Here is an 18,252-nt window from a genome sequence, read left to right as displayed (position 1 = left end):
CCTTGCCTAAAGGACTGAATCAGCCTTGTTTTTTGGTTACAGTTTCGACGATGTGCGACGGAGCTGTATTGTATTTTTTGAATTCCATAGAGTAGCTTGCGCGACCCTGGGACATCGAACGAACGTCGGTCGCATAACCGAACATCTCGCCCAACGGAACTTCAGCACGGATCACCTTACCGGAGACCGTGTCTTCCATACCCAGAATCATGCCGCGACGACGGTTAAGGTCGCCCATCACGTCACCCATATAGTCTTCAGGCGTAACAACCTCTACCGCCATGATCGGCTCGAGCAACTCACCACCGCCCTTCTGGGCCAGTTGCTTGGTCGCCATGGAAGCAGCCACCTTAAACGCCATCTCGTTCGAGTCGACGTCGTGGTAAGAACCATCAAACACGGTAGCCTTCAGGCCGATCAGCGGATAGCCGGCAACTACGCCGTTCTTCATCTGCTCTTCGATACCCTTCTGGATAGCCGGGATGTATTCCTTAGGAACCACACCACCCACTACTTCGTTCACGAATTGCAGACCTTCCTGACCTTCGTCAGCAGGAGCAAAACGGATCCAGCAATGGCCGAACTGGCCACGACCGCCGGACTGACGAACGAACTTGCCTTCGATTTCGCAATTCTTCGTGATGCGCTCACGATACGAAACCTGAGGCTTACCGATGTTGGCTTCGACGTTGAACTCACGGCGCATCCGGTCAACCAGGATGTCCAGGTGCAACTCGCCCATGCCAGAGATGATCGTTTGACCAGTCTCTTCATCAGTCTTGACGCGGAAAGACGGGTCTTCCTGAGCAAGTTTGCCCAGAGCGATACCCATTTTTTCCTGGTCATCCTTGGTCTTAGGCTCTACGGCAACCGAAATAACCGGCTCCGGGAAGTCCATGCGAACCAGGATGATTGGCTTGTCAGCGTTGCACAAGGTTTCACCAGTGGTGACGTCCTTCATGCCGATCAGGGCCGCGATGTCACCAGCGCGTACTTCCTTGATCTCTTCACGGGCGTTTGCGTGCATTTGCACCATACGACCCACGCGCTCTTTCTTGCCTTTGACCGAGTTGATCACGCCGTCGCCGGAGGCCAACACGCCCGAGTAAACACGGACGAAAGTCAAGGTACCCACGAATGGGTCGGTAGCGATCTTGAACGCCAGAGCCGAGAACGGCTCGTTGTCGTCTGCATGACGCTCCATCTGCTTTTCCTCGTCATCCGGGTCAGTACCCTTGATGGCAGGAATGTCGGTTGGAGCCGGCAGGTAGTCGATAACGGCGTCGAGAACCAGGGGAACACCCTTGTTCTTGAAGGAAGAACCGCAAACAGCCAGAACGATCTCACCAGCGATAGTACGCTGACGCAGAGCACCCTTGATTTCCTCGACGGTGAGCTCTTCACCTTCAAGGTACTTGTTCATCAGTTCTTCGCTGGCTTCGGCCGCAGCCTCAACCATGTTGTTGCGCCACTCTTCAGCCAGTTCCTGCAATTCAGCAGGGATGGCTTCACGACGCGGGGTCATACCCTTGTCGGCATCGTTCCAGTAAACGGCTTCCATGGTCATCAGATCGATCTGACCCTGGAAGTTGTCTTCGGAACCGATAGCCAGCTGGATAGGCACCGGAGTGTGACCCAGACGCTGCTTGATCTGAGCGATCACGCGCAGGAAGTTCGCACCGGCACGGTCCATCTTGTTCACGTAAACGATACGTGGAACACCGTACTTGTTGGCTTGACGCCATACGGTTTCGGACTGAGGCTCAACGCCGGAAGTACCGCAGAACACAACGACCGCGCCGTCGAGTACACGCAGGGAACGTTCAACTTCAATGGTGAAGTCTACGTGGCCCGGGGTATCGATGACGTTGAAACGGTACTGGTCTTTGTGCTGCTTGGCAGAACCCTGCCAGAAGGCGGTAATGGCAGCAGAAGTAATGGTAATACCACGCTCCTGCTCCTGCACCATCCAGTCTGTGGTCGCGGCGCCGTCATGCACCTCGCCCATTTTGTGACTTTTGCCAGTGTAAAAAAGGACGCGCTCAGTGGTGGTGGTTTTACCAGCATCCACGTGTGCAACGATACCAATGTTACGGTAGCGATTAATCGGTGTTGTACGAGCCATAAAGCCCTCGCAAAATTAGTGACGCTAAAATTAGAAGCGGTAGTGCGAGAAAGCCTTGTTGGCTTCAGCCATACGGTGAACGTCTTCACGCTTCTTAACTGCAGCACCTTTACCTTCGGCAGCGTCCAACAGTTCGCCAGCCAAACGCAGAGCCATAGACTTCTCGCCGCGCTTGCGGGCGTAGTCTACCAACCAGCGCATTGCCAGAGCGTTACGACGGGAAGGACGAACCTCGACCGGAACCTGGTAAGTAGCACCACCAACGCGGCGCGACTTCACTTCGACCAGCGGAGCGATGGCGTCGAGTGCTTTTTCGAAGAGTTCCAGGGGATCGGTGCCGGCCTTACGAGCCTTCACGGTATCCAGGGCACCATAAACGATACGCTCGGCAACGGCTTTCTTGCCGCTTTCCATTACGTGGTTCATGAATTTGGCGAGGATTTGGCTTCCGTATTTCGGATCGTCCAGAATCTCACGCTTGGCTGCTACGCGACGTCTTGGCATTGATAAGCCCTCAAACGGTCTTCAGGTTAGCCCGGGACAGCTCCTATGGATGCGTGCCCGACCTTACTCTTATCGACTCAATAAAATGAAAAACTGCAAAACGGCCGATTACTTCGGACGCTTGGTACCGTACTTCGAACGACCCTGGTTACGACCTTTAACACCGGAAGTATCCAACGAACCGCGAACGGTGTGGTAACGAACACCTGGCAAGTCTTTTACACGACCGCCGCGGATCAGTACCACGCTGTGCTCTTGCAGGTTGTGGCCTTCACCGCCGATGTACGAGGAAACCTCGAAACCGTTGGTCAGGCGCACACGGCATACTTTACGCAGTGCCGAGTTAGGTTTTTTCGGCGTGGTGGTGTACACACGGGTGCACACGCCACGGCGTTGCGGGCAGTTCTGCAGCGCAGGCACGTCGGATTTCTCGACGATACGCTTACGCGGCTGACGTACCAGCTGGTTGATAGTTGCCATCTACTAGCTCCACTGTTGTCTTGCGACGCTATTGTCTTGCAAGAAAAGCAAAATGGCAGGAACGAGTTCCCGCCAAATTTAGGGGTACAAGAGTCTAAAGAGGATCTTGTCCCCAGTCAAGGCAAGGCCCCGCCCTCCCCGCTCATCCAATCTCGACAATTTGTCTCGATTCGATGAACGGAGTGACCAGGGCCTCACACTCATTTACCGCAGAACTCAGTTACCGCTCGAGTTCAGCGCTTCGGTCAGTGCAGCTTCCACTTCACTGGCGCTGACGCGCAACGGCTTGTCTGCATCACGGCGGCGCTTACGCTCGCTGTGATAAGCCAGGCCGGTACCGGCCGGGATCAGACGACCCACGACCACGTTTTCTTTCAGGCCGCGCAGGTAATCGCGCTTGCCGGTTACCGCCGCTTCGGTCAGTACGCGAGTGGTTTCCTGGAAGGAAGCCGCCGAGATGAACGATTCGGTGGACAACGACGCCTTGGTGATACCCAGCAGAACACGAGTGAACTTGGAGACAAACTTGTCTTCGCCGCTCAGACGCTCGTTCTCTACCAGTACGTGAGTCAATTCCATCTGGTCGCCCTTGATGAAACTGGAATCGCCGGATTCAGCGATCTCAACTTTACGCAGCATCTGACGCAGGATGGTCTCGATGTGCTTGTCGTTGATCTTCACGCCTTGCAGACGGTAAACGTCCTGGATCTCGTTGACGATGTACTTGGCCAGCGCACTCACACCCAGCAGACGCAGGATGTCGTGTGGATCGCTCGGACCATCGGAGATAACTTCGCCGCGGTTTACCTGTTCGCCTTCGAACACGTTCAGGTGACGCCACTTCGGAATCAGCTCTTCGTACGGATCGCTACCGTCGTTCGGGGTGATAACCAGACGGCGCTTGCCCTTGGTCTCTTTACCGAACGCGATGGTGCCGCTGACTTCAGCCAGAATCGACGCTTCTTTCGGACGACGGGCTTCGAACAAGTCGGCAACACGCGGCAGACCACCGGTGATGTCTCGAGTTTTCGAAGTCTCTTGCGGGATACGAGCGATAACATCACCGATCGCGATCTTCGCACCATCCGCTACACCGACCAGGGCGTTGGCTGGCAGGAAGTACTGAGCGATAACGTCAGTGCCTGGCAGCAACAGATCCTTGCCGTTGTCGTCGACCATCTTCACGGCAGGACGGATGTCTTTACCGGCAGCTGGACGATCTTTGGCGTCGAGTACTTCAATGTTGGTCATACCGGTCAATTCGTCGGTCTGACGCTTGATCGTGATGCCTTCTTCCATGCCCACGTAGGTCACGGTACCTTTCATTTCGGTAACGATCGGGTGAGTGTGCGGATCCCACTTGGCCACGATGGCGCCAGCTTCGACCTTGTCACCTTCTTTAACCGAAATCACGGCACCGTACGGCAGCTTGTAACGCTCACGCTCACGACCGAAGTCATCAGCGATGGCCAGCTCACCGGAACGGGACACGGCAACCAGGTGACCATCCACTCGCTCAACATGCTTCAGGTTGTGCAGACGGACGGTACCGCCATTCTTCACCTGAACGCTGTCGGCTGCGGAGGTCCGGCTTGCCGCACCACCGATGTGGAACGTACGCATCGTCAGCTGGGTACCCGGCTCACCGATGGACTGGGCGGCGATAACGCCGACCGCTTCACCGATGTTCACCTGGTGACCACGAGCCAGATCGCGACCGTAGCACTTGGCGCAAATACCGAAACGGGTTTCGCAGCTGATCGGCGAACGCACGATCACTTCGTCGATGCTGTTCAGCTCGATGAACTCGACCCACTTCTCGTCTACCAGGGTGCCGGCAGGAACGATGACGTCCTCGGTACCTGGCTTGAATACGTCACGGGCGATAACTCGACCCAATACGCGCTCACCCAGCGGCTCTACAACGTCACCGCCTTCAATGTGCGGAGTCATCAGCAGACCGTGTTCGGTGCCGCAATCGATCTCGGTTACAACCAGATCCTGCGCCACGTCTACCAGACGACGAGTCAGATAACCCGAGTTCGCCGTTTTCAACGCGGTATCCGCCAGACCTTTACGAGCACCGTGAGTGGAGATGAAGTACTGGAGTACGCTCAAACCTTCACGGAAGTTCGCGGTAATCGGCGTTTCAATGATGGAACCGTCCGGCTTGGCCATCAGACCACGCATACCGGCCAGCTGACGAATCTGTGCTGCGGAACCCCGCGCACCCGAGTCGGCCATCATGTACATCGAGTTGAAAGACTCTTGGTCGACTTCGACGCCATGACGGTCGATGACTTTCTCTTTCGAGAGGTTGGCCATCATCGCCTTGGAAACTTCGTCGTTCGCCTTGGACCAAAGGTCGATCACTTTGTTGTACTTCTCGCCCTGGGTTACCAGGCCGGAGGCGTACTGACTTTCGATCTCTTTCACTTCGTCGGTGGCTGCACCGATGATGCGGGCTTTTTCATCCGGGATAACGAAGTCGTTAACACCGATGGAAACGCCGGAAATGGTCGAATAGGCAAAACCGGTGTACATCAACTGGTCAGCGAAGATCACGGTCTCTTTCAGACCAACCACGCGGTAGCACTGGTTGATCAGCTTGGAGATCGCCTTTTTCTTCATCGGCAGGTTGACGACGTCGTACGACAGACCTTTTGGCACAACCTGGAACAACAGCGCACGGCCGACAGTGGTGTCGACGATACGGGTGTTGGTCACGCTGCCGCCATCACGGTCGTTGACGGTTTCGTTGATCCGCACCTTGACCTTGGCGTGCAGTGCAGCTTCGCCGGCACGGAACACACGGTCAACTTCCTGCAGATCCGCGAACACACGACCTTCGCCCTTGGCGTTGATCGCTTCACGAGTCATGTAGTACAGACCCAATACAACGTCCTGCGACGGAACGATGATTGGCTCACCGTTGGCTGGCGACAGAATGTTGTTGGTCGACATCATCAACGCACGCGCTTCGAGCTGGGCTTCCAGCGTCAGCGGTACGTGCACGGCCATTTGGTCGCCGTCGAAGTCGGCGTTGTACGCGGCGCAGACCAGAGGGTGCAGCTGGATAGCCTTACCTTCGATCAGTACCGGTTCAAACGCCTGGATACCCAGACGGTGAAGGGTCGGTGCACGGTTGAGAAGAACCGGGTGTTCGCGAATCACTTCAGCGAGAACGTCCCAAACCTCTGGCAGTTCGCGCTCGACCATCTTCTTGGCAGCCTTGATGGTGGTAGCGAGACCACGCATTTCAAGCTTGCCGAAAATGAACGGCTTGAACAGCTCGAGAGCCATTTTTTTCGGCAGACCGCACTGGTGCAGACGCAGGGTCGGACCTACGGTAATTACCGAACGACCGGAGTAGTCAACACGCTTACCGAGCAAGTTCTGACGGAAACGACCCTGCTTACCCTTGATCATGTCAGCCAGGGATTTCAGAGGACGCTTGTTGGAACCGGTGATAGCGCGGCCACGACGACCGTTGTCGAGCAGTGCGTCGACGGCTTCCTGCAACATACGCTTTTCGTTGCGCACGATGATGTCCGGAGCGGACAGATCCAGCAGGCGCTTCAAACGGTTGTTACGGTTGATCACTCGACGATACAGATCGTTGAGGTCGGAAGTCGCGAAGCGACCGCCATCCAGCGGGACCAGTGGACGCAGATCTGGCGGCAGAACCGGCAGAACGGTCAGCACCATCCACTCTGGCAGGTTGCCGGAACCCTGGAAGGCTTCCATCAACTTCAGACGCTTGGACAGCTTCTTGATCTTGGTTTCGGAGTTGGTTTGCGGAATCTCTTCACGCAGACGGCCAATCTCGTGCTCCAGGTCGATAGCGTGCAGCAGTTCGCGGACAGCTTCGGCACCCATGCGGGCATCGAAATCGTCACCGAACTCTTCCAGCGCTTCGAAGTACTGCTCGTCGTTCAGCAGCTGACCTTTTTCAAGGGTGGTCATGCCTGGATCGATAACGACATAGCTCTCGAAGTAGAGAACGCGTTCGATATCACGCAGGGTCATGTCCATCAGCAAGCCGATACGGGACGGCAGCGATTTCAGGAACCAGATGTGGGCAACTGGCGAGGCCAGTTCGATGTGCGCCATGCGCTCACGACGAACTTTTGCCAGCGCGACTTCAACGCCGCACTTCTCGCAGATCACACCACGGTGCTTCAAGCGCTTGTACTTACCGCACAGGCACTCGTAATCCTTTACCGGGCCAAAGATCTTGGCGCAGAACAGGCCGTCACGCTCAGGTTTGAACGTACGGTAGTTGATGGTTTCCGGCTTTTTAACTTCACCGAACGACCACGAACGGATCATCTCAGGCGATGCCAATCCGATACGGATGGCGTCGAACTCTTCGACTTGACCCTGGTTTTTCAGCAAATTCAGTAGGTCTTTCAAGGCCTTTCCTCCTGGCGGAGCAGAGAGCGGGCAATCCTGCCCCGCTCTCGATTCGCGTCACGTGTTATTCGGTTTCCAGATCGATATCGATGCCGAGGGAACGAATTTCCTTGATCAACACGTTGAAGGACTCGGGCATGCCCGGCTCCATACGGTGATCGCCATCCACGATGTTCTTGTACATCTTGGTACGGCCGTTCACATCGTCCGACTTCACTGTGAGCATTTCTTGCAGAGTGTAAGCGGCACCGTATGCTTCCAGTGCCCAGACCTCCATCTCCCCGAAACGCTGACCACCGAACTGCGCCTTACCACCCAGCGGCTGCTGGGTAACCAGGCTGTACGAACCGGTAGAACGAGCGTGCATCTTGTCGTCTACCAAGTGGTTCAGCTTCAGCATGTACATGTAGCCAACGGTAACCGGGCGCTCGAACTTGTTGCCGGTACGGCCGTCGGTCAGCTGCATCTGGCCGCTTTCTGGCAGGTCCGCCAGTTTCAGCATGGCCTTGATTTCGCTTTCCTTGGCACCGTCGAACACTGGAGTGGCCATTGGAACGCCGCCACGCAGGTTTTGAGCCAGATCCAGGATTTCCTGGTCCGAGAAGTCATCAAGGCTTTCCTGACGACCGCCGATCTCGTTATAGATCTCGTGCAGGAACTTGCGAAGCTCGGCGACCTTGCGCTGCTCTTCAACCATGCGGTTGATCTTCTCGCCCAGACCTTTGGCCGCGAGGCCCAGGTGGGTTTCAAGGATCTGACCGACGTTCATACGCGAAGGTACGCCCAACGGGTTGAGGACGACGTCGACCGGGGTGCCATTGGCATCGTGCGGCATGTCTTCAACCGGCATGATCACGGAGACCACACCCTTGTTACCGTGACGACCGGCCATCTTGTCGCCCGGCTGGATGCGACGACGGATTGCCAGGTAAACCTTGACGATTTTCAGCACGCCTGGAGCCAGGTCATCGCCCTGCTGCAGTTTGCGCTTCTTGTCTTCGAACTTGTCGTCCAGCAGACGGCGACGATCAACGATGTAGGCCTGGGCCTTCTCGAGCTGCTCGTTCAGAGCATCTTCAGCCATGCGCAGTTTGAACCACTGGCCGTGCTCAAGACCGTCGAGAACTTCGTCGGTGATGTCCTGGCCTTTCTTCAGACCGGCGCCGCCTTCGGCTTTGTGGCCGACCAGAGCGGAGCGCAGACGTTCGAAAGTAGCACCTTCAACGATGCGGAACTCTTCGTTCAGGTCCTTGCGGATCTCGTCCAGCTGGGACTTCTCGATCGACAGGGCACGAGCATCACGCTCAACGCCGTCGCGGGTGAAGACCTGTACGTCGATGACAGTACCTTTGGTACCGGTAGGTACACGCAGGGAAGTGTCTTTAACGTCGCTGGCTTTTTCACCGAAGATCGCACGCAGCAGTTTTTCTTCCGGAGTCAGCTGGGTCTCGCCTTTCGGAGTGACCTTACCGACCAGGATGTCGCCTGCGCCAACTTCAGCACCTACGTAAACGATACCGGCTTCGTCCAGCTTGTTCAGAGCCGCTTCACCCACGTTCGGGATGTCGGCAGTGATTTCCTCTGGACCAAGCTTGGTGTCACGGGCCACACAGGTCAGTTCCTGGATGTGGATCGTGGTGAAACGGTCTTCCTGAACAACACGCTCGGACAGGCAGATGGAGTCTTCGAAGTTGAAGCCGTTCCATGCCATGAACGCGATGCGCATGTTCTGACCCAGTGCCAGTTCACCCATGTCGGTGGACGGGCCGTCGGCCATGATGTCGCTACGCTGAACCCGATCACCCTTACGCACCAGCGGACGCTGGTTGATGCAGGTGTTCTGGTTGGAGCGGGTGTACTTGGTCAGGTTGTAGATGTCGACACCGGCTTCACCGGTTTCAACTTCGTCATCGGCAACACGAACCACGATACGGCTGGCGTCGACGGAGTCGATCACGCCGCCACGACGAGCCACGACGCAAACGCCGGAGTCACGGGCTACGTTACGCTCCATGCCGGTACCTACCAGCGGCTTGTCAGCGCGCAGGGTTGGTACAGCTTGACGCTGCATGTTCGAACCCATCAACGCACGGTTGGCGTCGTCGTGCTCGAGGAACGGAATCAGCGACGCAGCAACCGAAACTACCTGCTTCGGCGATACGTCCATCAAGGTGACGTCTTCCGGCGCCTTGACGGTGAATTCGTTCAAGTGACGAACAGCTACCAGCTCATCGATCAGGACTTTCTTGTCGTTCATCGTGGCCGAGGCCTGAGCGATCACGTGATCGGCTTCTTCGATGGCGGACAGGAACACGATCTCGTCGGTGACCAGAGCGTCTTTCACCACACGGTACGGGCTCTCGAGGAAGCCGTACTGGTTGGTGCGCGCATAAGCGGCCAGGGAGTTGATCAGACCGATGTTCGGACCTTCCGGCGTTTCAATCGGGCATACACGACCGTAGTGAGTCGGGTGTACGTCACGCACTTCAAAGCCGGCACGCTCACGAGTCAGACCGCCAGGGCCGAGTGCAGAAACACGACGCTTGTGGGTGATCTCGGACAGCGGGTTGTTCTGGTCCATGAACTGGGACAGCTGGCTGGAACCGAAGAACTCCTTCACCGCCGCAGCCACTGGCTTGGCGTTGATCAGGTCTTGCGGCATCAGGCCTTCGCTTTCAGCCATCGACAGACGCTCTTTGACCGCACGCTCAACACGTACCAGGCCAACGCGGAACTGGTTCTCGGCCATTTCGCCTACGCAGCGAACACGACGGTTACCCAGGTGGTCGATGTCATCGACGATGCCTTTACCGTTACGGATGTCGACCAGGGTCTTCAGTACCGCGACGATGTCTTCCTTGCACAGCACGCCCGAACCTTCGATCTCGGTACGACCGATACGACGGTTGAACTTCATCCGGCCGACCGCAGACAGGTCATAGCGCTCAGGGCTGAAGAACAGGTTGTTGAACAGGGTCTCGGCAGCGTCCTTGGTTGGCGGCTCGCCAGGACGCATCATGCGATAGATCTCGACCAGCGCTTCCAGTTGGTTGCTGGTGGAGTCGATCTTCAGGGTGTCGGAGACGAACGGACCGCAGTCGATATCGTTGGTGTACAGAGTTTCGATGCGAACAACCTGAGCCTTGGCGATTTTGGCCAGGATCTCGGTGTTCAGCTCGGTGTTGCACTCTGCCAGGATTTCGCCGGTTGCCGGGTGCACGATGACCTTGGCGGTTGTACGACCCAGGACGTAGTCCAGAGGCACATCCAGCTCTTTGATCCCGGCTTTTTCCAGCTGGTTGATGTGGCGAGCGGTGATACGACGACCCTGCTCGACAATAACCTTGCCTTTGTCATCCTGAATATCGAGGACAGCGATTTCACCGCGCAGGCGCTGAGGCACCAGCTCCAGGCTCAGGGTCTCGCCCTTCACGTGGAATACGTTGGTGGTATAGAACGCGTCCAGCACTTCTTCAGTGGTATAGCCCAGCGCGCGCAGCAGTACCGAGGCAGGCAGCTTGCGACGACGGTCGATACGCACGAATACGCAGTCTTTCGGGTCGAACTCGAAGTCCAGCCACGAACCGCGGTAAGGGATGATGCGCGCGGAGTACAGCAGTTTACCGGAGCTGTGCGTCTTGCCACGGTCGTGGTCGAAGAACACGCCCGGGGAACGGTGCAGCTGGGAAACGATTACACGCTCGGTACCGTTGATTACGAAGGTACCGTTCTCAGTCATCAGGGGGATTTCACCCATGTAGACTTCTTGCTCTTTGATGTCCTTGATCGCTTTGTTCGACGACTCTTTGTCGAAAATGATCAGGCGCACTTTTACCCGCAAAGGTACGGCGTAAGTTACACCGCGCAATACGCATTCTTTGACATCAAATGCCGGTTCGCCCAGGCGATAACCGACGTACTCCAGCGCAGCATTGCCGGAGTAGCTGATGATCGGGAAAACGGATTTGAAGGCCGCATGCAGGCCCACGTCGCGGAACTGATCTTTAGTCGCTCCCGCTTGCAAGAATTCACGATACGAATCCAGCTGGATGGCCAGGAGGTACGGCACATCCATGACGTCCGGCAACTTGCTAAAGTCCTTGCGGATACGTTTTTTCTCAGTATATGAGTAAGCCATCAGCGTTCCCCAGCTTGGTCACCTGCTTGTTTGGCCCCTCCCGACGGGAGCAGCCAGAAAATCGTGCAAACCCCATGGTTTGCGCCACCGCATCGGGTGGTTACAGCACGTTATCAGCACCGACCCAGTCGGCTGCCAATAACGGAAAAAGGCCGGTGGCAAGAGCCACCAGCCATCAGCCTGTCGCTTAACGCTCGGGCTGGAGGAGCAAAGTCGATGCTTACTTCAGCTCGACTTTAGCGCCTGCTTCTTCCAGAGCTGCTTTGGCTTTGTCAGCTGCGTCTTTGGCAACAGCTTCCAGAACCATGGCAGGTGCGCCGTCAACTACAGCCTTGGCTTCTTTCAAGCCCAGACCGGTCAGTTCACGTACAGCCTTGATCACGTTAACTTTCTTCTCGCCAGCTTCGGTCAGCATGACGTTGAATTCGGTTTGCTCTTCAGCAACGGCAGCAGCAACAGCTGGACCAGCCGATGCAGCAGCAGCGGTAACGCCGAATTTTTCTTCGAAAGCTTTGATCAGCTCAACAACTTCCATTACGGACATGTTGCCAACTGCTTCAAGGATATCGTTCTGAGAGATAGACATGAATCTAATTCCTGATATTGGGGACGGCCTACGCGACCATCGAAAAAAACAAAAAACGCGAGAAGTTGACGAGCCTTAGGCCGCAGCAGCTTCTTTCTGGTCGCGAATTGCCGCCAGAGTACGAGCCAACTTGCTGGTAGCGCCTTGAATCACGCTCATCAGCTGAGAAATTGCTTCGTCACGGGTCGGCAGAGTTGCCAGTACGTCGATTTGGTTAGCTGCGAGGAACTTGCCCTCGAACGCAGCTGCCTTGATCTCGAACTTGTCCTGACCCTTTGCAAATTCCTTGAAGATCCGGGCAGCAGCGCCTGGATGTTCTTTGGAGAACGCAATCAGGGTAGGGCCAGTGAACACGTCGTTGAGGACACTGAATTCAGTGTCAGCAACAGCGCGCTTGAGCAGGGTGTTACGTACAACACGTACGTAAACGCCAGCTTCACGAGCCTCTTTACGGAGTCCGGTCATCGCGCCTACTGTTACGCCACGGGCATCAGCCACGACAGCGGACAGAGCGACTTTGGCAGCCTCGTTGACTTCAGCGACGATGGCCTTCTTGTCTTCGAGTTTAATTGCCACGGGTTTAACTCCTGCTTGTTACCGTTTCATCTGGTCGAAACCGGATGTCGTTTTGGTGTCTGATTCGGTAAGGAACCGGGAGCACCATCTGCGTAGGCTTGTGGTTTAAGACTTGCGTCGCCTACGGTCTTGGATAGCCCCCGCCAGGCAGGGACCCCAATTTTTCAATTGGCGCAATCGCTTGCACCAATCTGTGTCTTACGCGTCGAGCGAGCTTTGGTCGATGACCAGACCTGGGCCCATAGTGGTGCTCAGGGTAACGCGCTTGACGTAAATGCCTTTCGAGGAAGCTGGCTTGATACGCTTCAGATCAGCGATCAGGGCTTCAACGTTTTCCTTCAGCTTGACGGCGTCGAAGCCAATCTTGCCAACGGAAGTGTGGATGATGCCGTTTTTGTCGGTGCGATAACGAACCTGACCAGCCTTGGCGTTTTTAACCGCGGTAGCTACGTCTGGGGTTACGGTGCCGACTTTAGGGTTAGGCATCAGGCCACGTGGACCGAGGATCTGCCCCAACTGACCTACAACGCGCATTGCATCCGGGGATGCGATCACTACGTCATAGTTCAGGTCGCCGCCTTTCATTTCGGCAGCCAGGTCGTCCATGCCTACGCGGTCAGCGCCGGCAGCCAGAGCGGCTTCAGCAGCTGGACCCTGGGTGAACACAGCAACGCGAACGGTCTTGCCAGTGCCGTGTGGCAGCACAGTAGCGCTACGAACGACCTGGTCGGATTTACGCGGGTCAACACCCAGGTTTACAGCTACGTCGAACGACTCGCTGAACTTGACAGTCGACAGCTCGGCCAGCAGGGCAGCAGCGTCTACAAAGTTGTAGGCCTTGCCTGCTTCGATTTTGCCGGCGATAGCCTTTTGACGCTTGGTCAGCTTAGCCATTACACACCCTCCACGTTAAGGCCCATGCTACGAGCAGAACCGGCGATGGTACGCACGGCTGCTTCCATATCAGCTGCAGTCAGATCCGCGTTTTTGGTTTTCGCGATTTCTTCCAGCTGAGCACGGGTCACGGTGCCAACCTTAACGGTGTTCGGACGAGCGGAACCGCTGGTCAGACCGGCCGCCTTCTTCAGCAGAACCGAAGCAGGGGTGGATTTGGTTTCGAAAGTGAAGCTACGGTCGCTGTAGACAGTGATGATCACTGGAGTCGGCAGACCTGGCTCAAGACCCTGAGTACGGGCGTTGAAAGCCTTGCAGAATTCCATGATGTTCACGCCGTGCTGACCCAGAGCAGGACCAACAGGTGGGCTTGGGTTAGCCTGAGCGGCCTTCACTTGCAGCTTGATGTAAGCGGTAATCTTCTTGGCCATGAGGCACTCCAATTACGGGTTCGAACGCCTCGAGAGGCTCCCCGGTTACTTGCGCGTTTATCCCAGTGACGACAAAACCCCACAGCCTACGGCTGCGGGGTTGGGATTTTTGTTCAACTAGACCTTTTCGACCTGGCTGAACTCGAGCTCCACCGGAGTAGAGCGACCGAAAATGAGCACTGCGACCTGAATCCGGCTCTTTTCGTAGTTAACTTCTTCAACAACACCGGTAAAGTCCGCAAACGGACCGTCGTTGACGCGCACCGACTCACCCGGCTCGAACAACGTCTTCGGCTTCGGCTTGTCGCTACCATCGGCAACGCGACGCAGAATGGCTTCTGCTTCTTTATCGGTGATTGGCGCAGGCTTATCAGCAGTACCGCCGATGAAACCCATCACCCGAGGAGTATCCTTGACCAAGTGCCAAGTACCCTCGTTCATATCCATCTGCACCAGCACATAGCCAGGGAAGAATTTGCGTTCGCTTTTGCGCTTCTGGCCATTGCGCATTTCAACCACTTCTTCAGTGGGAACCAGAATCTCGCCGAAGCCATCTTCCATACCGGCCAGCTTTACGCGCTCGATCAGCGAGCGCATTACATGCTTCTCGTAACCGGAGTAAGCATGCACAACATACCAACGCTTAGCCACGGGACACCCTTAGCCGACGATCAAGGAAACAAGCCAGCCGAGCAGGGAATCAAGCCCCCACAACAGCAACGCCATAACCAGGACAACAGCCACAACGATCAACGTGGTCTGCGTGGTTTCTTGGCGAGTTGGCCAAACGACTTTACGAATTTCGGTGCGCGCTTCCTTAACCAGCACAAAGAAAGACTTGCCCTTGACCGTCTGCAGGCCTACAAAGGCAGCTACAGCAGCAATAGCAAGCAATGCGAGTACGCGGTACAGGATCGGCGAAGCAGAAAAGTACTGATTGCCAACAACGCCAACAACCACCAGAGCGACTACTACAAGCCACTTGAGGAGATCGAAACGAGAGCCTTGAGCTTCAGCTTTAGGAGTCATCTATGAAGATCCTGTGAAAAGAAAGCCAGACACACCGAGTGAATCTGGCAGGTCAGGAGGGAATCGAACCCCCAACCTACGGTTTTGGAGACCGTCGCTCTGCCAATTGAGCTACTGACCTAAAACAAAATCAGGCCGACCATTATGCCGACCCGAAAAAGACTTTACAACACTTACCAGGCAATCCTGATTGCAACACCGGCATTCTCGACACCGGCAACCTTCAGAAACACAATCAGGCGCAACCACTACCACCTAAAACAAAGGCAGATATTTTCATATCTGCCTTGTTATATGGAGCTCTTGAGCGGATTTGAACCGCTGACCTCACCCTTACCAAGGGTGTGCTCTACCAACTGAGCTACAAGAGCGTAACACTGTGCAAAATCTGTAAACTTGGAGCGGGTAGCGGGAATCGAACCCGCATCATCAGCTTGGAAGGCTGAGGTTCTACCACTAAACTATACCCGCGAGGCTTACAGCTCTCGCTAAAAATGGTGGAGGGGGAAGGATTCGAACCTTCGAAGTCGTAGACGTCAGATTTACAGTCTGATCCCTTTGGCCGCTCGGGAACCCCTCCTAAGCGAGCCGGCATTCTACATCATGCCAGCCTTCTGTCAAGCATTTTTCTCATTAAAAACCTGAGCTTAGCTGCGTTGACCTCGCTTCACACCGTTAACCGTTTCCGGTGTTCGCTGTGGAGCGGGCGCCATTCTATGCAAACTATTCGATGGGTGCAACCCCCTCGCACGGCATTATTTTATGTTTTAACTCATTGAATTCTTTAGAAAGGTTTATCAGCTGCAAATCGTCCAGCCAACGCCGGCTTTCCGGCGCGATACGCACCCAATACCCTGCCCCTTCGGTCGCAGCTTTCGGCAGGGACTGATACTTGACCTCCATCCCGCTCAAACGACGCTCAACCGCCTGCGCGGCCTCCTGGCGCGTATAGCCGCCCAGATAAAGGCAGCCATTGTCTGTCGAGACAGCTTTACCCTTGTCTTTGGATACATCACTTGCTTCGCTCAGCAAGCGGATATCCTGTTGAGACCCGCGATACAGACTCAAAGGCGTGACATCCTTCGCGCGCAGAGGAGCCTCTTGTTGATGCCATATGTAGTAGAAGCCATTGAGGACAAGCAGCAGCAGAAACAACCAACGCATAAAAACCTCAGGACAAGGGACAGGCCATGGCCAATCCGACAAACACCAAGTCCGGAACAACCCTGGCCTGAGGCACGGCCTCAGTAACCAGGCTCGCATCCCCCCCGGTGAGGAATACGACAAAGTCCTCACCCCAATAGCTGCGCGCCAACTCGAGCTGAGTCATTACGAAGCCGCGCAACATCAACAGACAGCCACGCTCTACAGCCTCGACAGTCGCGCGCCCCGGGACAAGACTTTCCAGAGCCTGCTCGGCCGCCAGATCCCCATAACGAATTTTGCGAGTGTGGGTGCGCAATTGGTTTCGCATCAACGGCATCCCCGGACAGATGAAACCACCCAGGTGCTCTCCATCCGCCGCAATAAAGTCAGCAGTCACCGCCGTACCGAAGTCGAGCACCAGGCACGCACCCGAAGCCAGATGAAAGCCTCCGAGCATTGCAAGCCACCGATCCAGCCCCAGCCGCTCAAACTCCTCATAACCATTGCGCACACCTGACATTTCGCGCGCTGGCGTTGCGCACACAACCGGCACATCAAAGGTATCCCTGAGCAAAGACGTAAGCGCAGCGGTTTCCTCCGCGGTCCTGACGCTCACCAGCCGGCAAAACGTGAGGGTAAGCCCTTTGAGCCCCCCCAACCCCTCCAGCAATGCGAGATTGGAATCGACGACTCCCTCACCAAGCACCTGCCCGGCATCAACGGCAAGCACACGCCACTTGATGAAACTATTCCCACAATCGAGCTCAAGAATCATCACGCAACCTCAGGCTCAACTCACCACCACTGAAGACTTTCTCCACACCATCCACCTTCAGGCGCAAGGCGCCTTGGCCATCGATACCAAGTACCTCACCATCAATTTGATTGACACCGGCAATCAACGACACGCTTCGCCCCTGCCACAGATGATTTTGCTCCCACTCCGACTGGATGGCCAAAAAACCACCCGCCTGGTGACGAGCCAGGTATCGCTGCAGCATCTCCCCCAACACCGCGACCAATTGGTTGCGATCAAACAATTTGCCTGACTCGAGCCGCAGGGATGTCCATTGCTGGTCCACTTCGTCAGCGGACTGCATGTTCACATTGATTCCCACTCCCAGGACCACGTGACACACATCTGCAGGATCACCAACCAACTCGAGCAGTATCCCCGCGATTTTTTTCTGACCTACAAGGACATCGTTAGGCCATTTCAATCCAGCGGCTGCAATACCGAGTTCACGCAACGTCTGCAAGACAGCGAGCCCAACGACGAGACTCAAGCCCTCCAACTGACGCATCCCACCATCAATGCGTAGCACCAGGCTGTAATAGACGTTTTCTGCGAATGGACTAACCCACTTGCGACCACGTCGCCCACGCCCGGCTGTCTGCCGCTCCGAAAGCACCACAAACGGCGCCGCTTGCCCACGCTCAATAGCGCGCAGCGCCTCGGCATTAGTGGAGTCGATTGAATCGTAAACCCGGACGGGCCAGTTGCAAGAAAGCGCCTGAGCGCTTATCTCGGCAGGATCGAGCAGCGCCAATGGCGCGGACAATTGATAGCCGCGTCCACGAACCTTATGAATAGACAAACCCAGCTCAGCTTCCAAATGCTGAAGCTGCTTCCACACAGCACTACGGCTGACGCCCAGGGCAGCACCCAATGCTTGACCCGAATGGAATCGGCCATCTTTAAGAAGCTTTAACAACGTCAGCATGCAGGTCTCGCCTCACAATGAGGCCCGCATGATAGCCACGCACCGAGCGATTGCATAGAAATCCAGTAGCCGTGACTTTCCCGCGGACAAAAACAAAACCCCTACCTGCATACGCAGATAGGGGTTTCGGAATTTAATCTTGACGATGACCTACTCTCACATGGGGAAACCCCACACTACCATCGGCGATGCATCGTTTCACT

The 18,252-nt window shown here is 55.8% G+C and carries 14 protein-coding genes and 4 tRNA genes; all 18 read right to left on the bottom strand.

From position 1 onward, the window contains the following. Positions 1–19 precede the first annotated feature (19 nt). On the bottom strand, positions 20–2,125 hold the full coding sequence (gene fusA / locus KW840_RS27865; protein WP_057713099.1) for an elongation factor G: 2,106 nt from the start codon (positions 2,123–2,125) through the stop codon (positions 20–22). A 30-nt stretch (positions 2,126–2,155) separates the two neighbouring features. After that, entirely contained in the window at positions 2,156–2,629 is a 474-nt protein-coding gene (gene rpsG / locus KW840_RS27860; protein ID WP_007994653.1) for a 30S ribosomal protein S7, read from the bottom strand. Between the two features lie 108 nt (positions 2,630–2,737). Next, positions 2,738–3,109: a 30S ribosomal protein S12 gene (gene rpsL / locus KW840_RS27855; RefSeq protein WP_003186084.1), complete on the bottom strand. Its 372-nt coding sequence runs from the start codon at positions 3,107–3,109 to the stop codon at positions 2,738–2,740. Between the two features lie 216 nt (positions 3,110–3,325). Then, a complete protein-coding gene (rpoC, locus tag KW840_RS27850) occupies positions 3,326–7,525 on the bottom strand; it encodes a DNA-directed RNA polymerase subunit beta' (protein WP_008053876.1) in 4,200 nt (1,399 codons plus the stop codon). 64 nt (positions 7,526–7,589) lie between these two features. Next, positions 7,590–11,663, bottom strand: coding sequence for a DNA-directed RNA polymerase subunit beta (gene rpoB / locus KW840_RS27845; protein ID WP_007984407.1), 4,074 nt, complete (start codon positions 11,661–11,663; stop codon positions 7,590–7,592). A gap of 220 nt (positions 11,664–11,883) precedes the next feature. Then, positions 11,884–12,249, bottom strand: a complete 366-nt coding sequence (gene rplL, locus KW840_RS27840; protein ID WP_007970414.1) for a 50S ribosomal protein L7/L12 — start codon at positions 12,247–12,249, stop codon at positions 11,884–11,886. A gap of 75 nt (positions 12,250–12,324) precedes the next feature. Continuing rightward, on the bottom strand, positions 12,325–12,825 hold the full coding sequence (rplJ, locus tag KW840_RS27835; RefSeq protein ID WP_007970413.1) for a 50S ribosomal protein L10: 501 nt from the start codon (positions 12,823–12,825) through the stop codon (positions 12,325–12,327). Positions 12,826–13,023: 198 nt separating this feature from the next. Then, positions 13,024–13,719 (bottom strand): 50S ribosomal protein L1, encoded by a 696-nt coding sequence (rplA, locus tag KW840_RS27830; protein WP_003186095.1) that lies wholly within the window; start codon positions 13,717–13,719, stop codon positions 13,024–13,026. Then, a complete protein-coding gene (rplK, locus tag KW840_RS27825; protein WP_007933726.1) occupies positions 13,719–14,150 on the bottom strand; it encodes a 50S ribosomal protein L11 in 432 nt (143 codons plus the stop codon). The genes rplA and rplK overlap by 1 nt, the downstream gene beginning before the upstream one ends. A gap of 117 nt (positions 14,151–14,267) precedes the next feature. Then, the gene (gene nusG, locus KW840_RS27820; protein WP_007984405.1) at positions 14,268–14,801 is read right to left on the bottom strand and encodes a transcription termination/antitermination protein NusG; all 534 of its coding nucleotides are present in this window, start codon (positions 14,799–14,801) and stop codon (positions 14,268–14,270) included. Positions 14,802–14,810: 9 nt separating this feature from the next. Beyond that, complete coding sequence (gene secE / locus KW840_RS27815; RefSeq protein WP_007984402.1) at positions 14,811–15,179, bottom strand: preprotein translocase subunit SecE; 369 nt, start codon at positions 15,177–15,179, stop codon at positions 14,811–14,813. Positions 15,180–15,224: 45 nt separating this feature from the next. After that, a tRNA-Trp gene (locus tag KW840_RS27810) sits at positions 15,225–15,300 on the bottom strand. Positions 15,301–15,474: 174 nt separating this feature from the next. Further along, a tRNA-Thr gene (locus tag KW840_RS27805) sits at positions 15,475–15,550 on the bottom strand. 26 nt (positions 15,551–15,576) lie between these two features. Further along, a tRNA-Gly gene (locus tag KW840_RS27800) sits at positions 15,577–15,650 on the bottom strand. A 24-nt stretch (positions 15,651–15,674) separates the two neighbouring features. Beyond that, a tRNA-Tyr gene (locus KW840_RS27795) sits at positions 15,675–15,759 on the bottom strand. 143 nt (positions 15,760–15,902) lie between these two features. Next, the gene (locus KW840_RS27790; protein WP_218498435.1) at positions 15,903–16,343 is read right to left on the bottom strand and encodes a hypothetical protein; all 441 of its coding nucleotides are present in this window, start codon (positions 16,341–16,343) and stop codon (positions 15,903–15,905) included. Positions 16,344–16,350: 7 nt separating this feature from the next. Further along, the gene (locus KW840_RS27785) at positions 16,351–17,100 is read right to left on the bottom strand and encodes a pantothenate kinase (protein ID WP_218498434.1); all 750 of its coding nucleotides are present in this window, start codon (positions 17,098–17,100) and stop codon (positions 16,351–16,353) included. After that, positions 17,090–18,049 (bottom strand): bifunctional biotin--[acetyl-CoA-carboxylase] ligase/biotin operon repressor BirA, encoded by a 960-nt coding sequence (gene birA / locus KW840_RS27780; RefSeq protein WP_057713096.1) that lies wholly within the window; start codon positions 18,047–18,049, stop codon positions 17,090–17,092. The genes KW840_RS27785 and birA overlap by 11 nt, the downstream gene beginning before the upstream one ends. Positions 18,050–18,252: the final 203 nt, after the last annotated feature.

Source organism: Pseudomonas sp. PDM30 (genome assembly GCF_019218985.1).
Taxonomy (GTDB): Bacteria; Pseudomonadota; Gammaproteobacteria; order Pseudomonadales; family Pseudomonadaceae; genus Aquipseudomonas; species Aquipseudomonas jessenii.
This window is presented reverse-complemented; position numbering and strand designations above follow the sequence as displayed.

What these genes read in the sequence shown, in the direction of transcription:
- fusA (WP_057713099.1), bottom strand. Translation starts at nt 2,125, where the DNA reads ATGGCTCGTACAACACCGATTAATCGCTACCGTAACATTGGTATCGTT.
- rpsG (WP_007994653.1), bottom strand. Translation starts at nt 2,629, where the DNA reads ATGCCAAGACGTCGCGTAGCAGCCAAGCGTGAGATTCTGGACGATCCG.
- rpsL (WP_003186084.1), bottom strand. Translation starts at nt 3,109, where the DNA reads ATGGCAACTATCAACCAGCTGGTACGTCAGCCGCGTAAGCGTATCGTC.
- rpoB (WP_007984407.1), bottom strand. Translation starts at nt 11,663, where the DNA reads ATGGCTTACTCATATACTGAGAAAAAACGTATCCGCAAGGACTTTAGC.
- rplL (WP_007970414.1), bottom strand. Translation starts at nt 12,249, where the DNA reads ATGTCTATCTCTCAGAACGATATCCTTGAAGCAGTTGGCAACATGTCC.
- rplA (WP_003186095.1), bottom strand. Translation starts at nt 13,719, where the DNA reads ATGGCTAAGCTGACCAAGCGTCAAAAGGCTATCGCCGGCAAAATCGAA.
- rplK (WP_007933726.1), bottom strand. Translation starts at nt 14,150, where the DNA reads ATGGCCAAGAAGATTACCGCTTACATCAAGCTGCAAGTGAAGGCCGCT.
- secE (WP_007984402.1), bottom strand. Translation starts at nt 15,179, where the DNA reads ATGACTCCTAAAGCTGAAGCTCAAGGCTCTCGTTTCGATCTCCTCAAG.
- KW840_RS27790 (WP_218498435.1), bottom strand. Translation starts at nt 16,343, where the DNA reads ATGCGTTGGTTGTTTCTGCTGCTGCTTGTCCTCAATGGCTTCTACTAC.
- KW840_RS27785 (WP_218498434.1), bottom strand. Translation starts at nt 17,100, where the DNA reads ATGATTCTTGAGCTCGATTGTGGGAATAGTTTCATCAAGTGGCGTGTG.
- birA (WP_057713096.1), bottom strand. Translation starts at nt 18,049, where the DNA reads ATGCTGACGTTGTTAAAGCTTCTTAAAGATGGCCGATTCCATTCGGGT.